The organism is Rothia sp. P5766, assembly GCF_048513555.1.
In the GTDB taxonomy this organism is placed as follows: domain Bacteria; phylum Actinomycetota; class Actinomycetes; order Actinomycetales; family Micrococcaceae; genus Rothia.
Map to the genome: position 1 here is coordinate 103,458 of NZ_JBLXXS010000003.1, position 25,627 is coordinate 129,084.

Annotated in this window: 24 protein-coding genes; 14 read left to right on the forward strand and 10 right to left on the reverse strand. The window is 55.1% G+C overall.

Annotated features, from left to right (window positions below):
• Positions 1 to 12 precede the first annotated feature (12 nt).
• The gene (locus ACN08V_RS02485; RefSeq protein ID WP_419104417.1) at positions 13 to 732 is read right to left on the reverse strand and encodes a DUF4245 domain-containing protein; all 720 of its coding nucleotides are present in this window, start codon (positions 730 to 732) and stop codon (positions 13 to 15) included.
• Positions 733 to 932: 200 nt separating this feature from the next.
• On the opposite strand from ACN08V_RS02485, the gene glpX reads away from it, so the two are divergent.
• A complete protein-coding gene (gene glpX / locus ACN08V_RS02490; RefSeq protein WP_419104418.1) occupies positions 933 to 1,928 on the forward strand; it encodes a class II fructose-bisphosphatase in 996 nt (331 codons plus the stop codon).
• Positions 1,929 to 2,011: 83 nt separating this feature from the next.
• Here the strand turns inward: glpX and ACN08V_RS02495 are convergent, their stop codons facing one another.
• The 4 genes from ACN08V_RS02495 to ACN08V_RS02510 form a co-directional block, all read right to left on the reverse strand.
• Positions 2,012 to 3,031: a lipid II:glycine glycyltransferase FemX gene (locus ACN08V_RS02495; protein ID WP_419104419.1), complete on the reverse strand. Its 1,020-nt coding sequence runs from the start codon at positions 3,029 to 3,031 to the stop codon at positions 2,012 to 2,014.
• Between the two features lie 40 nt (positions 3,032 to 3,071).
• On the reverse strand, positions 3,072 to 4,613 hold the full coding sequence (locus ACN08V_RS02500) for an LCP family protein (RefSeq protein ID WP_419104420.1): 1,542 nt from the start codon (positions 4,611 to 4,613) through the stop codon (positions 3,072 to 3,074).
• A 144-nt stretch (positions 4,614 to 4,757) separates the two neighbouring features.
• Positions 4,758 to 5,396, reverse strand: a complete 639-nt coding sequence (purE, locus tag ACN08V_RS02505) for a 5-(carboxyamino)imidazole ribonucleotide mutase (protein ID WP_419099892.1) — start codon at positions 5,394 to 5,396, stop codon at positions 4,758 to 4,760.
• Between the two features lie 64 nt (positions 5,397 to 5,460).
• A complete protein-coding gene (locus ACN08V_RS02510) occupies positions 5,461 to 6,636 on the reverse strand; it encodes a 5-(carboxyamino)imidazole ribonucleotide synthase (RefSeq protein ID WP_419104421.1) in 1,176 nt (391 codons plus the stop codon).
• 275 nt (positions 6,637 to 6,911) lie between these two features.
• On the opposite strand from ACN08V_RS02510, the gene ACN08V_RS02515 reads away from it, so the two are divergent.
• Positions 6,912 to 7,487: a GtrA family protein gene (locus ACN08V_RS02515; RefSeq protein ID WP_419104422.1), complete on the forward strand. Its 576-nt coding sequence runs from the start codon at positions 6,912 to 6,914 to the stop codon at positions 7,485 to 7,487.
• On the opposite strand, the gene ACN08V_RS02520 is transcribed toward ACN08V_RS02515, so the two are convergent.
• Entirely contained in the window at positions 7,438 to 8,187 is a 750-nt protein-coding gene (locus ACN08V_RS02520; RefSeq protein ID WP_419104423.1) for a TIGR03089 family protein, read from the reverse strand. The genes ACN08V_RS02515 and ACN08V_RS02520 overlap by 50 nt on opposite strands.
• Before the next feature lie 314 nt (positions 8,188 to 8,501).
• Here ACN08V_RS02520 and ACN08V_RS02525 point away from each other — a divergent pair, with 314 nt between their 5' ends.
• From ACN08V_RS02525 to ACN08V_RS02540, 4 genes are all read left to right on the forward strand, one after another.
• Positions 8,502 to 8,975 (forward strand): WhiB family transcriptional regulator, encoded by a 474-nt coding sequence (locus ACN08V_RS02525; RefSeq protein ID WP_419104424.1) that lies wholly within the window; start codon positions 8,502 to 8,504, stop codon positions 8,973 to 8,975.
• 18 nt (positions 8,976 to 8,993) lie between these two features.
• On the forward strand, positions 8,994 to 9,257 hold the full coding sequence (locus ACN08V_RS02530) for a DUF3499 domain-containing protein (protein WP_419099887.1): 264 nt from the start codon (positions 8,994 to 8,996) through the stop codon (positions 9,255 to 9,257).
• Between the two features lie 187 nt (positions 9,258 to 9,444).
• Positions 9,445 to 10,707 carry an Ig-like domain-containing protein gene (locus ACN08V_RS02535; RefSeq protein ID WP_419104425.1) on the forward strand — a complete coding sequence of 421 codons (1,263 nt, stop codon included), beginning with the start codon at positions 9,445 to 9,447 and terminating at the stop codon, positions 10,705 to 10,707.
• Between the two features lie 114 nt (positions 10,708 to 10,821).
• Positions 10,822 to 11,847, forward strand: a complete 1,026-nt coding sequence (locus ACN08V_RS02540; RefSeq protein ID WP_419104426.1) for a TIGR01906 family membrane protein — start codon at positions 10,822 to 10,824, stop codon at positions 11,845 to 11,847.
• A 14-nt stretch (positions 11,848 to 11,861) separates the two neighbouring features.
• Here the strand turns inward: ACN08V_RS02540 and ACN08V_RS02545 are convergent, their stop codons facing one another.
• Complete coding sequence (locus ACN08V_RS02545) at positions 11,862 to 13,469, reverse strand: dolichyl-phosphate-mannose--protein mannosyltransferase (RefSeq protein ID WP_419104427.1); 1,608 nt, start codon at positions 13,467 to 13,469, stop codon at positions 11,862 to 11,864.
• Positions 13,470 to 13,537: 68 nt separating this feature from the next.
• Between ACN08V_RS02545 and rsmI the strand changes: the two genes are divergently transcribed.
• Positions 13,538 to 14,422: a 16S rRNA (cytidine(1402)-2'-O)-methyltransferase gene (gene rsmI, locus ACN08V_RS02550; RefSeq protein WP_419104428.1), complete on the forward strand. Its 885-nt coding sequence runs from the start codon at positions 13,538 to 13,540 to the stop codon at positions 14,420 to 14,422.
• A 5-nt stretch (positions 14,423 to 14,427) separates the two neighbouring features.
• Complete coding sequence (locus tag ACN08V_RS02555; protein WP_419104429.1) at positions 14,428 to 15,507, forward strand: TatD family hydrolase; 1,080 nt, start codon at positions 14,428 to 14,430, stop codon at positions 15,505 to 15,507.
• Here the strand turns inward: ACN08V_RS02555 and ACN08V_RS02560 are convergent.
• Entirely contained in the window at positions 15,466 to 16,719 is a 1,254-nt protein-coding gene (locus tag ACN08V_RS02560) for a glycosyltransferase 87 family protein (protein WP_419104430.1), read from the reverse strand. The genes ACN08V_RS02555 and ACN08V_RS02560 overlap by 42 nt on opposite strands.
• Positions 16,720 to 16,884: 165 nt before the next feature.
• On the opposite strand from ACN08V_RS02560, the gene rsmA reads away from it, so the two are divergent.
• The 6 genes from rsmA to ACN08V_RS02590 all read left to right on the forward strand — a co-directional run bounded on the left by rsmA (position 16,885) and on the right by ACN08V_RS02590 (position 22,852).
• Complete coding sequence (gene rsmA, locus ACN08V_RS02565; protein WP_419104431.1) at positions 16,885 to 17,775, forward strand: 16S rRNA (adenine(1518)-N(6)/adenine(1519)-N(6))-dimethyltransferase RsmA; 891 nt, start codon at positions 16,885 to 16,887, stop codon at positions 17,773 to 17,775.
• Entirely contained in the window at positions 17,772 to 18,695 is a 924-nt protein-coding gene (locus ACN08V_RS02570; protein ID WP_419104432.1) for a 4-diphosphocytidyl-2C-methyl-D-erythritol kinase, read from the forward strand. Before rsmA ends, ACN08V_RS02570 begins: the two co-directional genes overlap by 4 nt.
• 50 nt (positions 18,696 to 18,745) lie before the next feature.
• On the forward strand, positions 18,746 to 20,557 hold the full coding sequence (locus tag ACN08V_RS02575; protein ID WP_419104433.1) for an ABC transporter ATP-binding protein: 1,812 nt from the start codon (positions 18,746 to 18,748) through the stop codon (positions 20,555 to 20,557).
• Positions 20,554 to 21,741, forward strand: coding sequence for a glycosyltransferase (locus ACN08V_RS02580; protein ID WP_419104434.1), 1,188 nt, complete (start codon positions 20,554 to 20,556; stop codon positions 21,739 to 21,741). Before ACN08V_RS02575 ends, ACN08V_RS02580 begins: the two co-directional genes overlap by 4 nt.
• A complete protein-coding gene (locus ACN08V_RS02585) occupies positions 21,731 to 22,615 on the forward strand; it encodes a glycosyltransferase family 2 protein (RefSeq protein ID WP_419104435.1) in 885 nt (294 codons plus the stop codon). Before ACN08V_RS02580 ends, ACN08V_RS02585 begins: the two co-directional genes overlap by 11 nt.
• Positions 22,616 to 22,708: 93 nt before the next feature.
• Complete coding sequence (locus tag ACN08V_RS02590; protein WP_419104436.1) at positions 22,709 to 22,852, forward strand: hypothetical protein; 144 nt, start codon at positions 22,709 to 22,711, stop codon at positions 22,850 to 22,852.
• Between the two features lie 22 nt (positions 22,853 to 22,874).
• On the opposite strand, the gene ACN08V_RS02595 is transcribed toward ACN08V_RS02590, so the two are convergent.
• Together ACN08V_RS02595 and ACN08V_RS02600 are read right to left on the reverse strand one after the other, a co-directional pair.
• Positions 22,875 to 23,522: an SA1002 family membrane protein gene (locus tag ACN08V_RS02595; protein ID WP_419104437.1), complete on the reverse strand. Its 648-nt coding sequence runs from the start codon at positions 23,520 to 23,522 to the stop codon at positions 22,875 to 22,877.
• A gap of 145 nt (positions 23,523 to 23,667) precedes the next feature.
• The gene (locus tag ACN08V_RS02600; protein WP_419104466.1) at positions 23,668 to 25,497 is read right to left on the reverse strand and encodes an ABC-F family ATP-binding cassette domain-containing protein; all 1,830 of its coding nucleotides are present in this window, start codon (positions 25,495 to 25,497) and stop codon (positions 23,668 to 23,670) included.
• Between the last annotated feature and the right edge of the window lie 130 nt (positions 25,498 to 25,627).

Below are 25,627 nucleotides of genomic sequence, written 5' to 3' on the forward strand. Positions count from 1 at the left end.
TTGTGGTGTGTCCTAGCGGATGCCGCTGGAGGGCGTGGGCGCGACTGTTGAGGAGGGGGAGTCCATATAACTGACTGTTGCTTCAATCAGGGCCTGGAACTCAGAGGCTTCAGCTTCTCCCTTGAAGATGAGAGTGGTTCCCTTGACCTCTCCAATGTAGAAAGTAGTCACCTTAGATTTATGGTCGGGATCAACCAAGGACCGGACTTCCCATTCGAGGGATGCTACGTTGACCCTACCCTCCGGTACCGCATTGCCTACGGTCTGGGCTATCCAGGTGGGGTTGGTGTTGGTAGCTTGAATCAGCTCAATGAAATGGTTGGTGGGTGTGACCTGGCCGGTTGACCAATAGCTGATACCATCCGCTTGGCCAGTGACCCAGCGGGCATAGTTGTAGTGCCAGCCCTGCTGCTGGGCAGCCGCCACCGGGTAGCCTGCCTGGTCACTGGCCTCATAGGCTACAAGGGGTAGGTCTACTGAGGGGCGGTAGGGGTTCTTATTGGGCTGCGGCATGAGCCAGATAACCGGTAGCAGAAGAAGAACCATGACCACCATGGAAATCACCATATTGCGCGCTGGGGCGTTGATGCGCTGGGCCTGCTTTTCTGTGATCTGGGGCAGGACACGGTCATCACCGTTCTCCGGTGCGGTAGCTGATGGCTGGCTGTCGTTGCCAGCTAGCTGCTGGGAGTCTGTGGGGCGCTGGGGGTCAGGAGTCATGGATGAAGTCACGTCTCCTATTCTCATATACGAAGTGGCTCCTACGCCAACCGAGGTTCATTGTGTCATATAGCCGATTTAGCTGGAGCGGACGGGGTGGGGCCATGAAAGGCAGAGATGAAACGAGTAGGCTAGAAGGTATACGGCGCAGCGAAGCGTCCCAGTGCGGTGTTGCGCCTAAAAATAATTTATAAGAACTCGAAGGTGAGAAGATGTCCCCAATAAGCAAGGAAGACCGCAATCTCGCGCTCGAATTGGTGAGAGCTACAGAAGCGGCAGCCATTGCGTCCGGCCCCCTGGTAGGTGCCGGTGATAAGAACATGGCAGATGGCGCGGCCGTTGATGCCATGCGTGCCCGTTTGAAAACCGTTCAATTCAACGGAACCGTTGTCATTGGCGAGGGCGAAAAAGATGAGGCCCCCATGCTCTTTAACGGCGAGCAGGTGGGCGACGGTAGCGGAACCCGCTTTGATGTTGCGGTCGATCCGATTGACGGTACCCGCCTCACCGCTCTGGGCATGGATAACGCTCTTTCGGTCATCGCGGTAGCCGAAAGCGGAACCATGTTTGACCCCTCCGCTGTGTTCTACATGGAGAAACTGGTCACCGGCCCTGAGGCCGCCGATCTGGTTGATTTGCGCCTGCCCGTCAAGCAGAACCTGCACCTTGTTGCTAAGGCTAAGGGCACCAGCGTCAGCCAGCTGACCGTATGTGTGCTGGACCGTCCTCGCCATGCCAAGCTGGTTGAAGATATTCGCGCCACCGGTGCGCGTACCCGCATGATCCTGGACGGTGACGTTGCTGGTGCTATTGCAGCTTGCCGTGAGGGCACCGGCGTGGACCTGATGATGGGTATTGGTGGTACCCCCGAAGGTATTGTTTCGGCCTGCGCTATTAAGGCAACCGGTGGCATCATTCAGGGCCGTCTGGCTCCTACCGATGAAGCGGAGCGCCAGAAGGCACTGGACGCCGGACACGACCTCGATGCGGTTCTCACCACCGATGACCTGGTTACTACCGATAACTGCTTCTTTGCCGCAACCGGTATTACCGACGGCAAACTACTCCGCGGTGTACGCTACGGCCGCGACACCGTAACTACCCAGTCGCTGGTCATGCGCGCCAAATCAGGTACTGTACGCCTGATTGAAGCTGAACATAAGCTCTCCCGCTACTCAGAGGTTCTCTCTAGCCTGATGCAGGGCTAAATAGCCACTGAGATAAAAGATAAAGCGCTGGCCCACCGATAGGAGTATCGGTGGGCCAGCGCTTTATGTCTTAGCTTAGGTATTTACTTACCCAGCTTGGTACCAAGAGCCGCTAAGGTGCCCTTGGCCTTGGGAAGGACTCTCTCGGTAGCAAGGCTCTTGCCTTTGCCCGCAAGCTCACGGGCTGAACGGATGCCCTTGTAGGCCCGGTAGCCGTTAGTAGAGACGGGTAAATCCCAGGTGCCGGGGAAAGACACTGAGGTGCCCCCAAAAGATTTCTTAAATTTGGTAAAACCAGCCCATTCGTGGTCGGGATCATCGGTGGGGGCAATACCAAAGAGATCCATGTAGCTGAGGCCGGACTCTTTAGCATCGAAAATAATGTGTGACAGGAGCGGGTTGCCTACTGTGAGCCTGCGGTGCTCAAAGGAGGTCGCTGCGTGCGCATAGGTGCGAGTGTCATCTGAGTCGTAGCAGAGTGAAGCGCCGATCGGCTCTCCGTCAGCCTTAGCGATGAACAGGTTGGCCGCCCCCGCGGGCATCAGCACCTCAGCGACCGTCCTGAGGTAGTCGTCCTGCTGGCGGTTGAAGCCCAGGCGGTTAGCGGTCTGGTCCAAGTAGCCTAGCAGAATATCGACGTCTGCTGGGTTCTGAGACTTCTCGAAAGAAACACCCTTCTTGTGGATATTTCGGTGCAGGTTGCGGTTGGTTGCTGACATCCCCTTGAGAATGTCCTCTTCTGACTGAGTCAGATCAATGACCTGGGTGTGGGCCGGCTGAATCTGGCGAGGAGAGAGCTTGAAACCCTTGGCCGCAAGGAACGCTTGGCCACTAGGCTCACCCCAGATAGCGCTGTTAGTGGGTTCAACCCGAATAAACCAGCAGTTAGCGTCAGATGCTAGGCGCTTCATATCGGCAATAGCGGCATCGAAAGCTACTTCATTGTCAGCTTCGGGGCCGTAGGGGGCATAAAGATAGCGGCCGGTTGAACCGCCTTCCAGGGTGGCCATATATCGCCAGCCCTCACCCTGACCACGGAAAACTTGGTGGCCGTTTGCTTCTTGGAACTTAGCCCAGATATCTGACTGCAGGATATTACTCATGCTCACCAGCTTACCGCCTTTAGCCACCGGCTTTCTGCTCCTAAGGTACTGAGCAGGTCCCGTTCTCGCTCAGCTCAGCGACAGGCTGGGCGCGGTAGGCCACGGTTTCAATGACAGGGACACCGTTTGCCTCTGCGGCGGCGGAGACCGCTGTGGGCTGGATACCCTGGGCTGAGTCCGCAATTACCTGCTGGATGGCGGCCTGGAGCTGGTCAAAATCGGGGTAGGTGGGGAACAAGGCGTCAAAGTAGGGAGGGCCAGCCGCAAACTGAATGAGGCCGTAATTCTTGGACTTAAGAGCCACATCGCCTAGGGCCGCCAGGCCGTTTTGGGGCAGATTGGTCTCGATGACCTGCTCACCGGCAGCGGTGATATCGGCAAACTTGGTCAGAACGTTGGCAGGATCAAGCTGTTTGAGCATAGCGGCCTGCACACAGCGCTGGCGGGCCTGCCTGTCGTAGTCACTGGCACCCTCACGGGAACGGGCATACCAGAGCGCATGGAAACCATCAAGGTGTTGAACACCCGGCTCAATATAGCCGTCAATGGGGTTGGGCAGGCCGGTAATCTCATTGGTGCCGCCGCCAATGGGTACACGACCACCCACATCAATAGTGATACCGCCCAAGGCGTCAATGAGCTGTTCGAAGCCTGACATATCAATGAGTAGATAGTTCTCTACGGTAATTCCCAGAACCCCAGAAACAGCGTCCATGGTGGCCTCGGCCCCGGGATCGTCAGCACCGGGATAAAGGTCAGCATAGTTAGCTGTGACGGTGGGGTAGAGGGCATTGAGGATGCACTCATCACCGCAGTTAAAACCCTCGGGGTAGACCTGCCAGAGCGGTGAGTTTTCCTCAAAGATAGCGTTCTGGAGGTTACGCGGAACCGAGATAGTGATGGCCTGGCCGGTTTTGGCATCAATAGATGCAACGGTCATGGAGTCGGGGCGGCGGCCCACACGGTCGGCCCCGGCATCACCACCCATGAGAAGAATGTTGTAGCGACCGTCCTGTTCTTTAAGCTGGGTCCCACCGGCAAAGATATTGCCCAGGACCCCGCGTCCTAGCCAAGTGACGTAAGCGCCGTAGGTTAGGCCTCCACCGGTCACCAGAATTGAGGTTATGACTGCCAGCGTTACCAGAGTCTTGGAGCGGCCTTCGAGTAGGCCTGGGCGGATAGCTAATAGGGTATCGACCAGAAGGAGCACCCAGCCTGCGGCCAGCAGAATCAGCAGGCCGGTGACCAGCATGAGCGACCAGGCGCTTGTCAAGAGTGAAAGAACCAGGGTGCGGCGTACTGCCCACAGCACAACCAGCAGTATAACCAGCGCCCACATGGACAGGGTGACGATGAGTGCTCTGCGCCCCAGCACCCTACGCCCGGTCAGGAGCTGGGCTGAACCGGGCAGAACCAGAGTAAGTAGAAGTAAGACCCAGGCGCGGCGTGATCGTACCCCCGCCGAGGCCTTTTCTGGGTGGCGCAGAGGATCCGTGTAGAGAGGCTCAGCAAGGTGTTGACCACGCCCCCGGGTGCCACTAATAGGCTCGGGTGCCAAGGGCTGGTTACTCTGGCGGGACATAGGGTGCCTCCCTGAAAATGATGGTTCACAAGAAGCCGGTGTGGCTGAGTAGAAAACTACTCAACCACACTAGCGAAAGAAACTGGGTGCTAACGGGGCGCGCGGTGAGAAAAGAGTTTTTATTCTGCTCACCTCTGTCGCTCTTTAGGGGGCGTAGGGTGTTTTAGGTCCCTCATCGGTAGGCTTGGTAGCGGCCTTGGGAGCCTGCTGTGAGAGCGCAGGCCGGGGAGCGGATTCATCGAGCTCGTCTTTGTACTCTTGGACCTTAGCGCGCAGGGCTGAACCCTTGTCCTGGGCGCTTTGGCGGAGCGAAGCGGCAAAATCGACCAAATCTGAGCGGACCTGGCGGGCAAAACCGTCATCACCTGAACCCAGGATTCGAAGGGCAAGCAGGCCAGCGTTGCGGGCACCGTCGATAGAGACGGTTGCCACGGGAACCCCTGCGGGCATCTGAACGATTGAGAGCAGTGAGTCCATGCCGTCGAGGCTCTTGAGTTTGATCGGCACACCAATCACGGGCAAGGGAGTCACCGAAGCCAGCATACCGGGCAGGTGCGCGGCACCACCGGCACCGGCAATAATCACGCGCAGGCCACGTTCGTGGGCCTTACGGCCGTAGGCAATCATGTCTTGGGGCATACGGTGGGCGGAGACAACATCAACCTCGTAGGGGATGCCGAACTCTTCCAGAGCCTGAACGGCGGCTTCCATGACCGGCCAGTCAGAATCGGAGCCCATCACAATACCGACGATGGGGTTGCTTGAATCGTAAGGGGAAGCCATGAGCGCTCCTTGGGGTTGGTGGCCTAAAGCCGGGTTACTAAAGATTGAGCATCAGACCGAGCCCTTAGGCTAGGCCGTTGGTGAGTAGGGAGGCGGCCTGGGCTGCCTGCTGCCTCAGGTCGCTGAGTTCAGCGCGCGACCCGGTCAGGTTAATATGCCCAATCTTGCGACCGGGCTTAACCGCCTTGCCGTAGTAGTGCACTTTAGCGGCCGGGTAGGCTTTCATGAGGGCGGGATAGACTCCAAAAATATCGTCGTTGGTTCCACCCAAGAAATTCTTCATGAGCGCCACCTCGCCCTTGATCGCGGTACTACCGAGGGGATAGTTGGCTACCGCACGGAGGTGCTGCTCAAACTGGCTGGTGACTGAGCCGTCCTGGGTCCAGTGGCCAGAGTTGTGGGGGCGCATGGCGAACTCGTTGATCAGGAAGCCGTGATCACTGCCGGGTACTTCAAAGAGCTCAACGGCCATAACGCCGGTAACACCAAGCTCGGTTGCTACCGTAACAGCGGCATCCTGGGCCTTCTGGGCTACCCGGTCACTGATGTCCGGTGCGGGGGCCATGACCTCATCGCATACGGAATTGACCTGGATAGATTCGGCTACAGCCCAGGGTTCAACCTGGCCGGCATCGTTGCGGGCTACCAGGGCAGATAGCTCCCGACTGAAAGGGACCTTTTCTTCTGCAAGCAAGGCAGAGAAATCAGTGCGCTGGGGGAGTTGCTCAAACCAGGAGGCAGATTCTTGGGCCGCCTGCTGAGCAGAATCAAGAACCATGACCCCCTTGCCGTCGTAACCGCCACGAGGAGTCTTCAGCACAAGCGGCCACCCGATGCTGTTACCAAAAGCCAGGAGCTCATCGAGGGTTCTTACCTCGGCCCAGCGCGGGTTGGGTAGCCCCAGCCGGTCAACCGCCTTACGCATCTGAATCTTGTCCTGGGCATAGACCAGGGCGGAGGGACGCGGTTGGACGTTGATTCCCTCAGAGATTAACCGTTCCAGCAAAGCCGTGGGAACGTGCTCATGGTCAAAAGTGAGAACATCAACCTCGCGGGCAAAAGCCGCCAGGGTTTCGTAGTCGCGGTAATCACCAATCGGTGCCTGCGCGACCGCCGCACGGGCACATACTCCCGAATCTTCTGCCAGAACAGTCAGGTCAAAGCCAAGTTCCGTGGCAGCAGGGGCCATCATGCGGGCCAGCTGGCCACCACCAACAACACCAATTTTGGGTCCAGTCATAGGGTAGGTCACATCCACTAGGCTACCCGTGCGCAGGGGGCTTGTAAAAGTATTCCCCACATGATGAAGCGCTTGCCTGGTATGGATGCCTGGTATGGAGATTATTCCCAGCTAATCCACCGGCACATGTAAGCAAAAAATACTCTTGAGAGCTAAGCGCCTGCTCGACAGGCTGTACTATGTGAACAGATGAGTGTCTTGCTCCCCGCCGCCAGGTACGCTATTACCTACCGTTAAGAAAACAACCGGGAAGCACTGCCAAGTAAGGGAGAAAATTGAGTTCCTTGACCCAACGTGTGCAGGTACTGTGGAAAGAACACGGTACCGAGATCCTCCAATTTTTAACCGTAGGGGGCCTTGCATTCGTTCTGAATTCCGCGGTTACTTGGTTCTTGATGCATTCAATCCTTGCAGACGGACATGCCAAGGCCAAAGTAGTCGCTGGTGTAGTAGCTACGGTCTTCTCCTGGATCGTCAACCGTATGTGGACCTTTAGGCAGAAGCGAACCGGCAACAAAACCCGTGAGGCTATCGAATTTGGCATCGTCAACGCTATTGGGATTGGTGTTGAAACATCTTGTGTGCTCTTCAGCCTCTACGTGCTTCACCTAACAAGCCCGATGGCATCCTTTATCTCAGGTACCATCATCGGTACAATCCTGGGTACTATCGTTCGCTACTTCCTCTACAAGTTCTGGGTTTTCTCCCAGAGCAAGAGCCACACCCAAGACAAGACGGTTGAAGAGGAACGCGCGGAGCTCATTGAAGAGGCAACCAAGATAATAACTGGTTCTCTGCCTGTTATTGAGCCGGATAAAGCTGGGCCCGTTCGTCGCCCAAAACTCGACTGATTCGTTCTTGGTCCCACTCGATGTGGGGGTCCAGAATAAGCACTGCGTACCCTGCGCTCAGCGCTACAAGTGCCTGAGTAAGAGAGCCCGTAGTCAAATCCCGGCTCTGTAGGCAGAGAGCAGCAGTCTCCTGCCCCAGCTGGCTGTCGAGGTTCAGCACTCGCTCTTCAAGTGCCAGCATAAGCTCCCTGTAACTGGTGCCCTCCCAGGCTTTCTCCTGCGGGTCGGGCTCAGGGAAGCCCATGTAGACATCGGGGTGCAAGCGTACCTCGGCTGCGTAGTCAAGAGCCCCTACCGGTAGCTCCCCGTTAAAGCGCGGTGCCAAGGGCTCACTGGCAAGAACCAGCCTATGCTCCGCATCTGCTTTGGCGCACTCCGCCGGATCAAAAGCCGCAAAAACCTGTGCTGGACGCTCCCCATCAAAGGTAATTTCTGCCCCCACGCGAAGAGCCGCAAGAGCCAGAATCAGGGACCGCCAGTGCAAGCGCTTAGGCAGGGCAAGAAGCTGATTGGCCTCCAGGTCGCACTCGTCTACCAGTAAGTTAGCGGTTTTAGCCACCCAATTGTTAAGAACCCTGCCTGAAAGCTCAATACGTTCACCCGGTACTGAATACCAGAGCAGAGCTGGAGTCTGCCGTTGCGACAGGGTATCTATGAAACGGGGGAAAGTGGGCCTAGCGCCCATATCTGCTGAGGTCATGCCCCTAACTTTATGCCACTTTGCGCTGAATCTTCTAGACGACCGCATCTTGCATATACCACAGAGAAACGCAAATTATTGAACAAAAATCTCGTGTAACGTGAGAAATTTTTATCTCAGCTTGACGAATAGGGCATGACACGCGTGTAATTAGGTGCAGGGAATTTTTTATGCACCGTTATAGACCGCCTGTGCGCCAGCAGGCCATAGACGGTTTATCGTACTCAGATTGTGTGCATATCAACCGGTAATCCAGGTTTACAAGACCGGTTACCATACATTCAGTCCTCTACCGGGATATGAAAGGGAAGACCATGGGCCTACATAGCCGCCTCACATACGGTGTCGCCGGGCAAAAGCCTGATCTGGCCCATCACCACAACATGCACTCCACCCAATACCTTGAAGACCAGGCCACCGCACTGATTAACAGCTCAGTCCCTACCGGGCGAGGTAAGTCAGCTAGGCCCTCTGCCGCGCATTCAGCCGATATTTTCTCCAGCGATGCCGATGCCCTATCGCTCTGGCAACAGGCCGCGGGCATCTACAGCACTGATGGCGATGAAGGGGAGCTGTCCTGGCAGGCAGATGCCCTGTGCGCCCAAACCGACCCCGAAGCCTTCTTCCCCGAAAAGGGCGGGTCGACCCGCGATGCTAAGCGGGTGTGTAGTGAGTGCCCCGTGCGTGAGGCATGCCTTGAATACGCCATGGACAACGATGAACGTTTCGGAATCTGGGGTGGCCTATCCGAGCGTGAACGTCGCCGTCTCCGCAAGCAAGCTATCTAAGAAAGAAAGGCTTGATTCATGGCATCAACTCGCCAGTGCTCACGCCAGACCTGCCAACGTGAGGCTATTTTCACCCTGACTTATGCCTACGCCCAATCCACCGCTGTGATTGGGCCGCTATCGGTGCACCGTGAGCCCCACGCCTACGACCTGTGTGAGTTCCACGCTGACCGGCTGACCGCGCCCCAGGGCTGGAGCGTCGTCCGCCTAGATGAAAGTGAAGCCTGGCAGGAAGCTAGTGAACCCCTTGGGCAGTCCTTTCCTCCTCTGCGCAGTATCTAAGCGGCAGGTACTTTAAATCTTGCGCCCCGACTTTTATCTTTTGGGGCCTGGGTAGGCTTTTACCTTTGGTGCTCCCAGCAGATTGCCAGCATTAGGGGTGGCCTGATAGAGACCTAGAAGCCTTTGATTTCAGATATGCTTTCAGGTGCACAACCTGAACAATCGCACACATATTCACCTAAGGAAGATGACCTACGTGGTAAATCCACCCTCCTCAGCTCTATCAGATCTCTTTACCCGTCGATCCTTTGTGGCCGTTGGCGCCCTGGGTACTCTAGCTCTGGCAGCTTGCTCATCACAGACTAAGCCGGTAGCAGAGGGCTCCGCATCTCCTGGAACAGCCAGCTCACCGGCTAGCACTAGCGCCGCGCCCAAGGAATTTACCGGCACCGTTGAGGTTTACCCCGCACTTGATGAGATAGAAATCAACCCCATAGAGAAGGTCAAGGTTACCTCTGCTGACTCCACCCTGACCGAGGTCACCGTCACCACCGCCGAAGGCCAAAAACTAGCTGGTGCGCTCTCTGAGGACGGTAGCAGCTGGACCTCCACCGAGAATATGCTCTTCCACAGCACCTACACCGTCAGCTGGACTGCCCAAGACGCTCAGGGAGCAAGAGGCCAAGGCGAAAGTACTTTCTCCACCGTGTCACCGGCCTACGAAGCCGATGCTCACATGAACATTGCTGACGGTGCCAGCTACGGCATCGGCCAGATTATCCAGTTCAACTTCTCAGAACCTGTCATCAATAAGGCAGAGGTAGAGAAGCGGATTACCGTTACCGGCGGCGGCGACCGAGCCGGTAAGTTCCGCTGGTACAGCGACTACATGGTGCGCTACCGCCCCGCAGATAAATGGGCCACCAACTCCACAGTGACCGTCACTATCGATATCTTCGGCCTTGACCTGGGCAAGGGCATGATCGGTAACCACACCACCACCCGCAGCTTCAAGACCTGGAACAAGCGCTACGCTCTGGCCGATAACAACACCAAAACCATCAAAATGTACGTTGACGACGTGCTGGTGCGCGAAGCTTACATCACCCTGGGCAACCCGGAGTGGCCCTCTGTTGTTGGCCAGCTCCCCATCATGGAGAAGGCTGAGAGCTACTACTTCAACCCCGGTTCCCTAGAACTCAAGAAGGGCGATGCCCACTACTATGAGCCTTTCTGGGCCTCCTGGACTTCCCGCCTGACCTCCGGTGGCGTGTTCGTTCATCAGGCCTTGCCCGGGGCCTGGTCATCGGTAGGTGCCTATAACGTCTCTCACGGTTGTATTGGGATGCTCCCCGAAGATGTCAAGTTCTTCTACGACACCTTCGGTGTCGGTGACATTGTAGAGACTATCAATACCGGCTACCTCCAGGCTGACCCCGATGACGGCTACGGCGACTGGAACATTCCTTTCGAAAATTACGATGACGAAGCATGGGTGGGTAACTGGTAAAAACCGGTTCTCTGCCCGCTCCTGAAAAACTCCCGCCTGTTTCAATCAGGCGGGAGTTTTTGTTCCCACAGCGTAAGATACTAGAGCAGAGATACTAACCCCGTGTGAGGAACCATGGCAATAGAACCTAACCACAACACCCCTGAAGGCGCAGAGACAACCCGCGAATGGGAAAAATTACTCCCCGCCGTTAAAAAGAGCGCCGGTACACCAGCTACTGTTACCCGGTCTTCGGCCCCCTCAGCGGCAGGGAAGGAAGCCGAGCCGGTCACTGACCCAGCGCCGTGGACTGCGCCTCTGGAACCGGTTGTTACAGAACCCGCTGCTGTATCTGCTGCTCCGGTTGCTCGTGCTTCTCAGGCTAGGGACGCTGCAGAGCCGGTGGTAGGCACCGAATCTCCCCAGCTCCGGGCCCGGAAAACTCAGAAGAAAGCTACAGAAAAACCGCGTTTTCTGGTGCTCCGCCGACTGATCATCACCCTGTCCGTCCCTCTTATTACCCTGATGCTGGCTGTACGCTTTGTAGCCAGCTCTGCCTTCCTGTGGGCTGAATACCACCGCCCCGGGTTCCCCGCTGACACCTACGGCTTTGACACTGCTGAGCGCATGCGCCTGGGCTCTTATGGGCTGGACTATATCCTCAACCTGGCACCGGAATCCTACCTGGCCGATATCCAGACCGGGGGAGTTGCCGCCTTCCTGCCGACCGAGGTTGAGCACATGACTGACGTCAAACGGGTCATTCTCTGCTCCCTGACCTTGGCCGCTCTGATGCTGGTGGCCGCCCTACTTTCAGCCCGCACTCTGCCCACCAAAGCACCCGGTCTGGTGCGCTCGAGCCTCTTTACCGGCAGCTTGCTGACCCTGCTACTCGCTACCGCTCTGGGCGTCTCTGGAATCCTGGGCTGGGAATCCTTCTTCACTACTTTCCACCAGGTCTTCTTCCCCCAGGGAAACTGGCAGTTCCGTATGTCTGACACCCTGATTCGTCTCTACCCGCCTCAGTTCTGGCTAGATGCCGCTCTGACCTCCGGCATTATTGTTCTGCTGGTAACGCTTGTGCTTCTGGTCAGTACCTGGCCCACCGCCCGCCGCAGGCAAGAGGCTCTCAAACGTCGTGCTGCCAACCAGAAAGCCTAGAGACCAGGCCCCTCCTAGATCCAACCGTCAAACCACATGCGCTCGCGCCACTCGGTATAGGGCACGGTCTGCGCCGTCCAAATAGGCCAGTAGTAGGTAGAGACCAGGAGAACAAAGACCACGAAGACCCCAACCAAAGCCAAGCCCAGCTTGCGTCGGCGGACGGTATCGCCAGAACGTCCTAAGGCCAGACCCAGAACACCTGCCAGCATAAGAATAAGGTAGGGCTCAAAAGAGAGCGCATAGAAGTAGAACATGGTGCGCGTAGGGTAGGCAAACCAGGGGAAGTAGCCCACCGCAAAAACCGCAAAGAGAGCACCGAACCGCCAGTCGCGGCGAATCAGAAAAATAACCAGGGAGAACACGCCAACCACAAGGAAGCTCCACCAGATAGCCGGGTTGCCAATGTTCAAGATAGCCTGCGAGCAGGAATCTACAGTACAACCGTCAGTACCCATCTTGGGGGACTCGTAGTAGTAGCTGGTAGGCCGCCCCAGAATGAGCCACTGCCAGGCCGGTGAAGCATAGGTATGCGGGGAATCCAGCCCCGAGTGGAAGGCATAGGCTGAGCGGTGGTATTCCCACAGCGAGCGCAGGGACTGCGGTAGCCACAGAACACCCTCACCAGGGTGCTCCTGCGCCCAGTGACGGTCGTAGGCATCCTGTGAGGCAAACCAGCCGCTCCAGGTAGCCAGGTAGGTGACCAGACCTACCCCAATAAGCGAGAAGAAGGCCCGAATACCGTCGCGCAGGAAACCGGCCAGGTACCAGCGCCTGATACCGGCTATACGGCGGGCGTTGGCATCCCAGAAGACGGTCATCAGACCGAAGATAGCGATAAAAAAGAGGGCGTTCCACTTAACACCGACTGCTAGGCCCGCGCAGATACCGGCAATTAATCTCCAGGAGCGCAAGCCCAGTGTGGGGCCGTAGACCATGAGGCTATCCGGCGGGGTGCCCCCGTTAGCGGTGGCGGCTTCTGCCAGCCGTGAGGCTAGCCTGCGCCTGCCCTGGTAGCGGTCCAGAAGCAGGGCAACAAAGGTGGCTAGGAGCCAGAACATCAAGAAAATATCGAGCAGAGCAAACCGAGACTGCACCAGGTGAAGTCCGTCCACCGAAATCAGTAAACCGGCCAGCGAAGCCACCGTTACCGAACGGAAGAGCAGCCACCCCGCCAGCATGACCAACCCCACCGACAGGGTACCGGTAAGAGCCGCAGCAAAACGCCAACCCAGGGGATTATCGTCCCCAAAGACCGCCATGCCCAGTGCAATCATCCACTTGCCAACCGGCGGGTGAACCACATACTCCGGGGTCTCCAAAATACCGCTGGGGGCACCGGCTACAAAGCTGTCGTTAGCACCCTCAACCCAGTTGCGCTCATACCCAAAATGCAAGAGGGAATAGCCGTCTTTAGCGTAGTAGGTTTCATCGAACACAATAGCGTTCGGGTTTGAAAGGTTTACAAAACGCATCAGCCCCGCCAGGATCAGTACCAGCAGGGGAGCTAGCCACCCTCGGCGCGGGAAAGTAAGGGCTGTAACAGCCAGGCGGGCCCGCAAAGCGGACTCGCTAAAGGCTTCGGGTAGGGAAAGGACGGCGTTGGTTGGGTTTGCTTTCACCTAAGCAATGGTAATTGATTGGCCCGCCACATGGTTCGAGCCAACCTGAGATAGTAGGGTTAAAAGCTATGGAATCTTCCCCACAGCCTACAGCCCAGACCGAGACAAGCAGCGGTGCCCTCATACTGGGCGCTACCCCTATCGGCAATCTGGGCGATGCTAGCCACCGCCTGCGCCAAGCCCTGGCAACTGCAGATATCCTTGCCGTTGAAGACAGCCGCACCCTGCGTAAACTGGCCTCCGGGCTGGGCGTTACCACCCGGGGGCGTGTGCTGGTCAACCACGACCACAACGAAACCGAACGGGCTAGACAGATTGTGCAGGCTGTGGCCGATGGGCAGACAGTCCTCCTCATGTCCGATGCCGGTATGCCTGCAGTTTCTGACCCCGGCTATGTAGCCGCTGCCGCTGTAGCCCAAGCAGGCCTGACCGTCACCGCTCTCCCCGGGCCCTCAGCTATGGTGACTGCCCTGGCCCTATCTGGCCTGCCGTCTGGGCGCTTTACCTTTGAGGGCTTCCTGGCGCGTAAAGGTTCTGACCGCTCCCGCAGGCTGACCTCTTTGGTAGCAGAAGAGCGCACCATGGTCTTCTACGAGTCGCCCCACAGGCTGGCTGCGACCCTCAAAGACTTTGCTAAGAACTTTGGGGAGCAACGCCGGGCGGCGGTCTGCCGGGAACTGACCAAACTTCACGAAGAGATAGCCCGAGGAACCCTGGCAGAGCTGATTGAGTGGAGCGAATCCAAGCAGATGCGCGGTGAAATCGTGATTGTGCTTGAAGGCGCGGGCGCTCCTGAGGCTGCGCAGGCTGAAGACCTGACCGACCTTGTCCTTGAAATGACCGAGGGTGGTATCCGCCTGAAAGCGGCCTGCGCCCAGGTGGCCGAAGCGCACGGGGTCTCCAAACGCGACCTCTACCAGGCAGTTCTCGATCTTAAAAACCAGGAAAGCTAAAAACCATGTGCACCAGTGACCATAGCCTGAGCCCCGAAGAACTCACCCAGTTAGCTGAGCGTTTTGCCGCCCTCTTGCCCGATAGGCAGGAGCAGGGAGTTAGTATCTTTGAGAACCCGCCCAGAATCTATGAGGGCGAAATACCCCCGGCCTACCGGGCAGAACACTACCGGGTGGAGGGCGAAGCCAGCGGTGAGGGCACCCGTCGCCGCGGTACCACCGGGGAAGACGGCCGCCGTCGTAACCTAACCTTTCCGCCCGCCCCCGCGCCCCTACCCTACGCAATCGTGGATAATCACACTCACATGGACCTGCTCGATGGAGAGGTAGCCATTACCGCCCGTGATGCTCTGGACACCGGTGAGGCTCTGGGCATTGGTGCTATCGTGCAGGTGGGTTGCGATGTTTCCAGCTCTCTCTATGCCGTGAGCATGGCCCAGGCTGACCCCCGCGTTCTAGCCGCTGTAGCCCTGCACCCCAACGAAGCACCCAAACTGGCCGAGGCCGGGCAGCTCGAAGCCGCCCTGGCCGTCATCAACACCCTGGCCGCTGACCCCCGCGTCCGTGCCCTGGGCGAAACCGGGTTGGACTACTTCCGCACCGGTAAAGATGGCCGTCAGGCCCAGGAGGACTCCTTCCGTACCCATATCCGTATGGCTAAAAAACACGGTAAGGCACTCCAGATTCATGACCGCGATGCCCACGACGATGTTGTGCGGGTTCTGCTGGATGAGGGCGCACCCGAGACGGTGATTTTCCACTGCTACTCCGGTGGGCCAGAACTGGCGCGAATCTGCAATGAGCGGGGCTGGTATATGAGCTTTGCTGGGACCGTAACCTTTAAGAACTCACGGGATATCCAGGAGTCGCTGAGCATGGCTCGCCGTGAGCTGATTCTGGCAGAAACCGATGCGCCTTTCCTGACCCCGCACCCCTTCCGGGGCCGCCCCAATGCCAGCTACATGACCAACTACACGGTGCGGTATATGGCCGCGCACCTAGACCGCGATCTCGAAGAGTTGTGCCGCGATATTAGGGCTAACTCACTGGCCGCTTACGGTAGCTGGGGTATCGAGGGCTTCTAGGGTTTTGCGCCCTTCAAGGACTGGGACTAGCAGATACAGCAAAGCCCAGAAAACTGGTAGAGAGTGAATGAGAGCCAATGAATTAGGCCATTCATTCCCTCCCCAGTTATAGCCCCCAAACCATACGGCGAAAGGCATGGAGAAAAGTAAGGTGCCGGTGGCCGCCAGGTAGAGGTAGCTACTCTGCCTGCGGGCCAGCCCGTAGAGGGTAGCAAAGATGATGAAGATAACGAACCAGACCCAGTGGTGGGTCCAGGAGATGGGGGAGAGTAGTAGCCCCAGCGCCGCAACCGCGCTGGCGGCCCCCAGGTACTGGCCCCGCCGGGCTAGGGAACGTGCTGCGAGGTAGGAAAGCACCAGAGCGGATACAGCAGAGATGACAAAGAGAACTGCTGCAATACCTGTGGGGAAGAGCATGGCCCAGGTGCCCAGTAGGTTGTAGTTGAGCGCTCCGGTGATGCTCCCTACCCGCCCGGATTCGAAGATCTTTTCAGTAAAGTATTCGCGGGCGATCTCAAAATCAACCGCGAAGCTGAGCACGATGCTGGCCAGGCCAGTGCCTACAAAGCGGGCGAGTGATTTCCAGTCGCGGGTTGCCAGAAAGAGCAGACCAAAGACAGCCGGGGTGAGCTTGATGCAGGCGGTGATGGCAATCAGGATTCCGTGCCAGCGGGTGTTCTTCAGGTAGATAACGTCGGTCAGAATGAGTAGGACCAAGAAGAGGTTAATCTGCCCCAGCTCCATGTTAAAGCTGATGGGGAAGAACTTGAGCAGCAGAGGAGTGAGCCACAAACCTGCCGCCAGAGCTGGGCGCTTGCTGACTCCCATACCCCGGCAACTCAGGTAGACCAGGCTAACCAGAGCCGCCACGTTGCAGATGAGGAAGATCGGCCCGGCTGTTTGGGCATTGGTCAGCAGAACAAAGGGCGTAAAGACCAGGGCGGCAAAGGGCGGGTAGGTGAAGCCGTAGACCTCCTCGGGCGGTAAGGCCCAGTCATAGAGCCTGCCGGTTTCCAGCCAGTGAGCTACCCCGCCGTAGTAGACCTGAAGGTCAAAGAAGTGCCGGGCCTGCATTTTCTCGTCCCAGAGGAAGGGATAGATACTGAGCACTGTGAGAGCCAGGGCTGTGGCTAAGGCCCATCTGCTGGTGAGCGCCCGCGCAAGGCTTACGCCGATGCTCGGTAGGGTTGGCTCAGCGGGACGATTGGGCATAGCAACCTCTGGGTGTGGGAAAGCAAGTACGGTCAATGATTTTACCGGCTTACCGGGCTAAAGGCTCCGAGCCAGTGAGCGGTGTGGCTTACCCGGGGTAAGTGGTTTCCCTGTGGAGTTTACCTGTGGGGTCTCTCTAAGTTGCGATACCGCTAGACTGGAGGGATGACTGAACAGCAACTACTTGGCCCCCACCAAATCCGCGACCTGGCCGACCGCTTAGGCATCCGTCCCACCAAGACCCTGGGGCAGAACTTTGTGATTGACCCCAACACCATTCGTCGTATTATTGCGGCGGCCAATATCGGCCCCGACGAGACGGTGGTGGAGATTGGCCCCGGCCTGGGTTCCTTAACCCTGGGCATACTGGATGCCGCCAAGGATATGGTCGCTGTAGAGATCGACCCGCCCCTGGCCCAAGAGCTCCCAACAACTATTGCCGCTATGCGCCCCGGCTCCGAGAGCCGGATCGATGTAGTACTTTCCGATGCTATGAGAGTGACCGAGCTACCCCGCAGGCCCAGCGCCCTGGTGGCTAACCTGCCCTACAACGTCGCTGTGCCTGTTCTGCTTCACATGTTTGCGACTTTCCCCTCTATTGAACATGCTTTGGTCATGGTTCAGGATGAGGTAGCTGACCGCCTATCGGCTCAGCCCGGCTCTAAAATTTACGGTGTACCGAGTGTGAAAGCCAACTGGTTTGCTGAGGTCTCTAAGGCCGGTGTTATTGGTACCAATGTTTTCTGGCCTGCCCCCAAGATCAAGTCCGGGTTGGTATCCTTCAAACGCCGCAAAGAGTTACTGTCTGACCTGCCGCGTGAGGAAGTTTTCGCTATTGTCGATGCCGCTTTTGCTCAGCGTCGTAAGACCCTGCGGGCCGCGCTTGCGAGCTGGGCGGGTTCTGCTGCTCGTGCCGGGGCTGTGCTTGAGGCCGCAGAGATTGACCCGCAAGAGCGCGGTGAAAAGCTGGATATCCACGACTACATCAAGATTGCCCAAGCGGCGCGGCAGGTACCCGCAGAGGGTTTCTCGGTCTCTACCGGTGGTGAGCAATGACCGTGCTGAGCTGCTCTGCAACTGCCCCCGGCAAGGTTAATCTGTATTTTGCAGTAGGACCTCTGCGCGCTGATGGCTACCACGAGGTAGCTTCTCTATACGCAGCGGTAGATGTTCTAGAGCGGGTAACCGTTCGTTCCGCTAAGGCCCCGGGTATTACCCAGTCTTTGAGCGTAACTCCCGGCTCACCCGTGGCAGAGCAGGTGGCTGCTGGTACTTTTGACCCGGCCCTGGTCCCGCTGGATGCCAGTAACCTAGCCTACCGGGGAGCTTTGGCCGTGCTCCAAGAGCAGGGACTCAGGCTGCAAGATATCTCGGTGGAAGTCCACATTGAGAAGGCGGTGCCGGTGGCCGGTGGCATGGGAGGCGGTTCAGCTGATGCGGCGGCCGCCATGAAAGCTATGAACGCCTATCTGGTGCAGGCAGACCTGGTGCAGGATTCTGTTCCCCGGGAGCGTCTGCTGGAGCTAGCGGCCTCTCTAGGGGCGGATGTGCCCTTTGCCCTGCTTGGCGGTTTAGCCGTGGGGTTGGGCCTGGGGGAGAAGCTCACCCCTCTTGAAGTGCCGGAAGCTACAGAGCAGCTTTGCTTTGGCTTCTACCCTGCTTCGGCGGGCTTATCGACACCTGCGGTTTTCCGTGAACTGGACGCGGGCAGGGAAGCCGGGCGCTACCCGGCACCGGACCCTGTTCTGGAGGTACCTGCTACCCTGATTGAGGCCTTGACATCACAAGCTCCCTTGGCTGAGCGTCTTCCCATCATTTCGAGCTTACTCCGCAATGACCTAGCCGCACCCGCTAGCAGTCTTCTGCCCGAACTCCAATCAACCCTGGAGCGGCTAGCCCACCAACCGGGTGTAGCTGCCAGCTTCGTGTCCGGCTCCGGGCCAACCGTAGTCTATATCTCACCAGATAAAGCATAAGGGAATTACTTAAGCTTGAGCAGATAGAGTATAATTATTAGGAAAGAATTATGCATAAAACAAACAAAGCGGGGGGAATGTTAACTAAGTTACGCAATCTATTTTATCTAGTTGAATTCCCAGTAAGAGCTAAAATATCCCTCTCTGTAGTGGGTGCTTTTTTTGTTTCATTGCTGGAGATTCTAGGGGTGCTTGGAACTTATCCATTATTATTGCTTGCGTCCGGTCAAAGTTTAGATAATCCTATCCTTGAAAAGTTTTCTAGCTTTGCCGGGACAAACGATAGGCAGCTTCTTATTATCTACACGGCAGTTGGTGTTATCGGGGCTTTCATAGCCAAGGCTCTCTTTACCATATCTTTCCGTTGGTGGCAGATTGGCTTTATAAATAGCATGGAAAAGAGTGCTCGGGTTTCATTGTTGCGCTACTACCTTGATGCGCCCTATCAGGACCACAAGCGCCGGGATTTGTCACAAATACACACAAGACTCGCCACATCGGTGAGCCAAGCCTACAGCCAAGCAATTTTGGGCACCACCAGTCTTCTGACAAGTTTACTGACAATTGCGATGATGGTTGTGGTAACTTTTATTATTTCCCCCCAGGTAGCACTGATTGCTTTTACAATTTTTGCTGGTTTTGGATACTTGATCCCATTCTTGCTTCGCAGGAGACTCACTCAGATTAGCAAGAACCTAATAGAGGCAGACTACGTGTCCTGGTATGCCTCAATGCCTGCACTTGAAGCGTTCAGAGAAATGAGACTCTTTGATGTCTCTCAGAGATTTGTCAGAAGGTACGAATCCGGCGCCGATATGCGTGCTCAAGCTAATAGGCAGCAGGGCGTCATCGGCGAACTGCCAAAGAATATTATGGAGATCGTGTTCATTATGAGCATTGCCGGTTTAGCTACGTTCATGTTTGCCACGAGGGATCAAGCAGAAGCCGTTGCCATTATGGGTGTTTTCAGCGTTGCCGCTGTAAGAGTTCTTCCGGCCATTAATTCTGCTATAGCTTCTCTTAATATTGTTAGAGTCGGTACTCACGGGGTTGATGTTCTTAATAAGGAAGTATCCTATTTTAAGAAAATGCAAAGATACTCCGAATTTCCCATGTCAGGAGATTCGTTCTCTGGAGATATTCAAATCGATAACGTTACCTTCAAGTATGAAGAAAATGGTCCAGCTGTTTTGGATAAGGTATCGATTCAAATACCAGAATTCAAGACTGTAGCTTTTGTAGGTTCTAGCGGATCTGGAAAATCAACGCTGGTAGATATCGTTTTAGGCATGCTTGTTCCATCGCAAGGTTCCTTGCTATGTGGGGGTAAACCTGTCATGGAGGACCTTAAAGGCTGGCAATCGCAACTGGCTGTTGTACCACAGTCAGTTTATGTTCTACCTGGATCGCTGAAGGTCAACGTTGCATTTGGTTTAGACCCAGACGAAATTAATGATGCACAAGTAATAAGAGCTTTGGAGCTTGCGCAATTAGGTGATCTGGTCGATTCATTGCCTAACGGAATTGAAGAAGATCTAGGGCAAGATGGCAGCCGACTTTCTGGTGGACAAAGACAGCGTTTAGGGATAGCTAGGGCTCTATATCGTAACCCCAGTTTATTGGTTTTAGATGAAGCAACCTCAGCTCTAGACAATAAAACTGAGCATAAAATTACTAAAACAATCGAGAGTTTAGCTGGCGAGATGACAATTATTATGGTGGCTCACAGGTTGTCTACAATTAAGAAAGCAGACATTATATATTATATGAAAGATGGACGGGTAGTTAACCAGGGAAGTTTTAGTGAGCTAACCAAAACTAATTCCGAGTTTAAAGAGCTTGTAGAGTTAGGAAAATTATGAGTAGTTATCCGGTAGTGATTATATCCCCGCTGGTTCCAAAGCCAGAACCAACCAGCGCTGGTGAGCGGCTCGTAAGAGAGCTCTATTTCTCTCTTGTAAAGAATGGGCATAAACCAATTGTTATCGCTCCGACTCCAACTAGATCTTTAGACTGTCAGTATGATGTAAATTATCATTTTGTCCCTGTAAATCGTAACAACTTGTTATTAAGAATTCGTGATCGTGTAGGCACTTGGACACCAAATTATGAATTTTTGCTAGCTATTAAGAGCGATAAAAGGGCTCGGCATCTAATACGGAATGCATCCATCATCGATCTTCAATGGTCAACTAACATCTTGTTGGGAAGTTCTATTAAAAAGATGAATCCCTCAGCAAAGTTGATTGGAACGTTTCATGACATCAATTCACAACGCCTGGTCCGGAGGGCAACTGAGGAAGAGCAAAAGATTAAATCATTAATTTGGTCGGCACAAGCAAAGATATCCAAGCACTTAGATAGGGCTACAGCTAAATATCTGCAAACTGCTGTGGTGCTCTCGGAGAAGGACCGCAATCTTCTCAGCTACAAAAGATGCGACAGGGATAAGATTGAAACGGTTTTACCCCCCGTCTATTTGAATACGAATTTACCTGAGGTGCGCAGACCTAGCGAAAAAGAAATTATCTTTGTGGGGACCATGTATCGATGGGAAAATGAGGATGCGGTCAGATGGTTTGTTAAAAAAGTGCTGCCTTTGGTTTGGGCGAAAGATCCTGAGATAAATTTCAAAGTGATCGGTTCAAGCCCCTCTAAAACCCTCGTGGACTCAATCGCAGCCCCCCGAGTTGAATTTATGGGGTTCGTTGAAGACTTAGAGCCCACCTACTCTAAGGCTACCCTGGTAGTGGCGCCAATTAGGTTGGGGAGCGGTGTTAAGTTTAAGACCCTCGATGCCATTTTGCGTGGTGTCCCAGTAGTTTCGACCACTGCAGGGGCGGAGGGGATTGCAAACATCGAATGGATTACAGAAATTGCCAACAGTCCGGAAAAATTTGCTGAGGCTATTCTAGCTATAGTTGAGAACCCTGAGAGATATTCTGAAAAGGTTCGTTTTGCTAGGAATGAGGCATCTTCGACTTATTCCCAAGAAAAGTACCTGTGTAAAGTTAATGAAATATATGGTGCAGAAAATGTCTTTTAAGTTCTCAGTGGTGATTCCTACCTATAATGCAGAAAGTTTTATTGAGGAGCAGCTTCAAGCTGTATGGGGTGGTACATTAAAGCCTGATCAGATAATTATCTCGAATAACGGGTCAACAGATAATACTTGTTCTGTAGTACAAAAACTTCAACTTACTATTCCGGTCTTAGAAATAGTTGATTCTTCCGCCATGCAGGGTGTTAACTACGCCCGAAATGTAGGTATAATTCATGCCCGTCATGAACATGTTCTAATATGTGATGCCGATGATATTGTTGCTTCCACCTGGGCTCAAAAAATGATCGCCTCCCTCAGCGCATATGATTTGGTGGGTAGTGGTCATCAGGAACTGGTCTATAGCGATAAATTATCTACTTATGTTCAAGAGCGAGTTGTCATCGACCAACCAAAGGTTTTTGCTAATCAAAAATATCTTTTAGGGGGAAATCTAGCCCTGAGGAAGACTGTTTTTGAAACTCTTGGCGGTTTTGACTGTTCTTACCGTGGTGGTCACGATGAGGTTGACTTTTGTCTACGCGCCTCCCGTCTCGGCTACACCCAGGGGTGGATTTCAGAGCCTCTGATACAGTATCGGCAACGTGTCAGCGATAAAGCTTTGTTTAAGCAATTTTATAACTATGGCAGGACTTGGGTTCAGCTTGCTCTTAATTTTTCTCCGGATTTTAATGAGTATATCCCGAGTTTCAAGCTCATGGCGCGTAAGCTGGCAGTTACTTTAAGGGAATATTTACTATCACGCGATAAATCACGAGCGCGTCTCCAGCAACTATCCTGGGACTTGGGACGTCTCTATGGGGTTTTCGTTTATAGGTCATTAGGTCAAAAGCCGGATAGGGTGCTGGTCGATCGCTGAAATTATAGAGGCAATATATTTTGCCCTGACTAATGGACCGTGCGTTGAAAATATGACATCTAAAATCTCTTCCCGTACCGCCTGAGCTCTCTGTTGAGACTTGCCGGCACTCTTCTGCCGGAACTCCGATCAACCCTGAAGCGGCTAGCCCACCAACCGGGTGTAGCTGCCAGCTTTGTGTCCGGCTCCGGTCCAACCGTTGTAAGCATCCGTGGAAGAACGAGAGCCACAGGCTAAGAAGCGCTTGAAGTCTTAGATTCTATAAATCTGCTTCATGCTTACGTTGTAGGCGTATCTTTGAGATCACAAGGGTGATCCAAGAAGCGATAAGGAGCGGCTGGAGCACTAGGTTAATGTTTTGCGGTGTCAGGGCAATATTAAAGAAAGCTGCTGTGTTTTCTGGGGTGTCTACAAAAGAGAATGCGTTTTTAAGTCCGTCAAAAATAAACTGATAGACAGCAAGATAAATGGTTAGCCACTGTATGAAGTATTCAGATATTTCAATTTCTTTCATGTCAGGGCTATGCCGAGGAAATCTTTCAAAAAATTTTGCCCTAACCCAAAAGTGGACAATAGCTGTTATGAGAATAAGTATTGCGATCCCTAGCAAAAAGTTTCCGCCATCAAACTTATAGCTACTGAAACCCACGTTCAGCATGTCGTCTTCAAGCGGTACTGGGGCAGCCGGGTCCTGTGTACACCAGGTGTAGAGCGCAAGACCAGCCAAAAGAATTATAATCTGCCCGCTGAGAATCAAAGCTGAGGTCACTAAAATAATCAGCATATGGGCCAGAACCGTGATAAATGAATAATCATCATTGGAATCCCGAAATTTTTTGGGATTCGAGAGTCTGCCCACCAGGTAGAGCAAGGATAGTAATACTATTAACTGAATTACGAACGTCATGAAGTCATCAACCTAAACCAAAATTACTAGTAGCGGAAACCAGGGGGATAAGACCTCAAGAGGTTAAGGGATGCAGTTTTCAAGAAATGCCCTGGCGGAAAGTCCATCAACCTTTAGGGGCCCTCCAATTGGCTCCTGGCCAGTACTAATTCCCCTCAACCCTATCCGCAAGTTCTAGCCAGCGCATTTCTAGTTCTTCGACCTCGTTCTGGATTGCCTCTTGCTGGGCGCCCAGCTCCGCCAGACCGGTGTAGTCAGACTGGTCGTGAACCGTCATTTTCTCAGCCAGCTTCTGCCTCTGCTCGGCCAGTTTGGTGAGCTTACGGTCAATCTGGTTGATTTCCTTCTGGGCGGCCCTCAGCTCTGCGCCGCCCACCTTAGAAGCGCTTTCTGCAGACCCCTGCTTACCTAGGGGCGACGAATCAAGGGCAGTCTGGGCAGGGTGAGCCGCCGCCTGTGCCGACATGAGCAGATACTGGTCAATCCCACCGGGCAGGTGTGTGAACCTGCCGTCAAAGAGGGCGTACTGCTGGTCGGTGACTCGCTCCATTAGGTAGCGGTCGTGCGAGACTACCAGCAAGGTGCCGGGCCAGGTATCAAGAAGATCCTCCATAGCTGCCAGCATGTCCGTGTCCAGGTCGTTGGAGGGCTCATCAAGAATGAGTACGTTGGGTTCATCCAACAAAATGAGCAGCAGCTGCAGGCGGCGCTTCTGCCCACCCGAAAGATCCTTCACCGGGGTTGAAAGCTGAGCAGAGGTAAAGCCGAGCCGTTCAAGAAGCTGGCCGGGAGTCATCTCCTTACCACCGGTCACATAGGTGCTGCGCTTGCGCCCAATGACATCGGAAACCCGCTCGTGAGCCACTTCTGTGAGCTCATCGAGTTGCTGGGTCAGGGTAGCCACCTTGACCGTCTTACCGTGCTTGACCCGGCCACGGGTCGGTTGCACAGCACGGGTGATCAGACCCAGCAGAGTCGACTTACCGGCCCCATTGACGCCCATAATGCCGGTGCGCTCACCTGGGGCTATCCTCCAGGTGACCTTTTTGAGGACATCCTTGGTGCGGGTTGGGTCTTGGGTATCGGGGTAGCTAACATCCACATCCTCAATATCGACCACGTCCTTGCCCAGGCGTGCTACCGCCATCTGGGAGAGCTCCACAGTGTTGCGGACCGGGGGGACATCAGCAATGAGAGCATTGGCCGCATCGATACGGAACTTGGGCTTGGAGGTGCGGGCCGGGGCGCCGCGACGCAACCAGGCCAGTTCCTTGCGCATCAGGTTCTGGCGTTTAGCTTCGGCAGTTGCGGCCTGACGGTCGCGTTCAAGGCGCTGAAGGATGTAGGCGGCGTAGCCACCTTCGAAGGGTTCTACCAGGCCGTCGTGGACTTCCCAGGTGCCGGTGCAGATTTCATCCAGGAACCAGCGGTCGTGGGTGACTGTCAGCAGCCCCCCGGCATTCTTGGGCCAGCGGTTTTTGAGGTGCTGGGCTAGCCAGGTAATGGCTTCAACATCGAGGTGGTTGGTGGGCTCATCGAGCATGAGTACATCCCAGTCACCGGCTAGCAGCGCTGCAAGGGCTACGCGTCGGCGTTGACCGCCTGAGAGTGACTCAACTGGCCCATTCCAGTTCAGGTCAGAGACCAGGCCGGCGATGACGTCGCGTACCTTGGGGTCAGATGCCCACTCGTATTCGGGGGTATCGCCCACAATTGCCTGGCCCACGGTCAGGGTGTTGTCCAGGATATCAGCCTGGTCAAGGTAGCCAATTCGTGTGCCCGAGCGCACTGTGACCTTGCCGGAATCTGGGGCCAAGCGCCCGCCCAGTAGGGAAAGCAGAGTGGATTTACCGTCACCGTTGCGGCCCACGATGCCGATGCGGTCACCCTCGTTGAGGCCTACGGTGATGCCCTCAAAGATAGTGCGGGTAGGAAATTCGATATGCAGCTCTTCGCCGCCCAGTAAATGTGCCACCACACTAGGCTACAGCCTTAGGGAACATGAGGAGGTAAAAATAAGGAAAACAGCATGCGGGTATTGGGCTAGATCCCCAGAGTGTTAGCCCACCACCAAGCTGTGATTTGCAGGTAGAATCTCTATGGGC

Excerpts from the sequence above, each read along its gene's own strand:
- ACN08V_RS02525 (WP_419104424.1), top strand. The coding sequence starts at position 8,502 with ATGGGCCTACATAGCCGCCTCACATACGGTGTCGCCGGGCAAAAGCCT.
- purE (WP_419099892.1), bottom strand. The coding sequence starts at position 5,396 with ATGGCTTCCCCTTACGATTCAAGCAACCCCATCGTCGGTATTGTGATG.
- ACN08V_RS02555 (WP_419104429.1), top strand. The coding sequence starts at position 14,428 with ATGTGCACCAGTGACCATAGCCTGAGCCCCGAAGAACTCACCCAGTTA.
- ACN08V_RS02510 (WP_419104421.1), bottom strand. The coding sequence starts at position 6,636 with ATGACTGGACCCAAAATTGGTGTTGTTGGTGGTGGCCAGCTGGCCCGC.
- ACN08V_RS02530 (WP_419099887.1), top strand. The coding sequence starts at position 8,994 with ATGGCATCAACTCGCCAGTGCTCACGCCAGACCTGCCAACGTGAGGCT.
- glpX (WP_419104418.1), top strand. The coding sequence starts at position 933 with ATGTCCCCAATAAGCAAGGAAGACCGCAATCTCGCGCTCGAATTGGTG.
- ACN08V_RS02495 (WP_419104419.1), bottom strand. The coding sequence starts at position 3,031 with ATGAGTAATATCCTGCAGTCAGATATCTGGGCTAAGTTCCAAGAAGCA.
- ACN08V_RS02560 (WP_419104430.1), bottom strand. The coding sequence starts at position 16,719 with ATGCCCAATCGTCCCGCTGAGCCAACCCTACCGAGCATCGGCGTAAGC.
- rsmI (WP_419104428.1), top strand. The coding sequence starts at position 13,538 with ATGGAATCTTCCCCACAGCCTACAGCCCAGACCGAGACAAGCAGCGGT.
- ACN08V_RS02570 (WP_419104432.1), top strand. The coding sequence starts at position 17,772 with ATGACCGTGCTGAGCTGCTCTGCAACTGCCCCCGGCAAGGTTAATCTG.
- ACN08V_RS02575 (WP_419104433.1), top strand. The coding sequence starts at position 18,746 with ATGCATAAAACAAACAAAGCGGGGGGAATGTTAACTAAGTTACGCAAT.
- ACN08V_RS02580 (WP_419104434.1), top strand. The coding sequence starts at position 20,554 with ATGAGTAGTTATCCGGTAGTGATTATATCCCCGCTGGTTCCAAAGCCA.
- ACN08V_RS02500 (WP_419104420.1), bottom strand. The coding sequence starts at position 4,613 with ATGTCCCGCCAGAGTAACCAGCCCTTGGCACCCGAGCCTATTAGTGGC.
- rsmA (WP_419104431.1), top strand. The coding sequence starts at position 16,885 with ATGACTGAACAGCAACTACTTGGCCCCCACCAAATCCGCGACCTGGCC.
- ACN08V_RS02595 (WP_419104437.1), bottom strand. The coding sequence starts at position 23,522 with ATGACGTTCGTAATTCAGTTAATAGTATTACTATCCTTGCTCTACCTG.
- ACN08V_RS02535 (WP_419104425.1), top strand. The coding sequence starts at position 9,445 with ATGACCTACGTGGTAAATCCACCCTCCTCAGCTCTATCAGATCTCTTT.
- ACN08V_RS02585 (WP_419104435.1), top strand. The coding sequence starts at position 21,731 with ATGTCTTTTAAGTTCTCAGTGGTGATTCCTACCTATAATGCAGAAAGT.
- ACN08V_RS02540 (WP_419104426.1), top strand. The coding sequence starts at position 10,822 with ATGGCAATAGAACCTAACCACAACACCCCTGAAGGCGCAGAGACAACC.
- ACN08V_RS02520 (WP_419104423.1), bottom strand. The coding sequence starts at position 8,187 with ATGACCTCAGCAGATATGGGCGCTAGGCCCACTTTCCCCCGTTTCATA.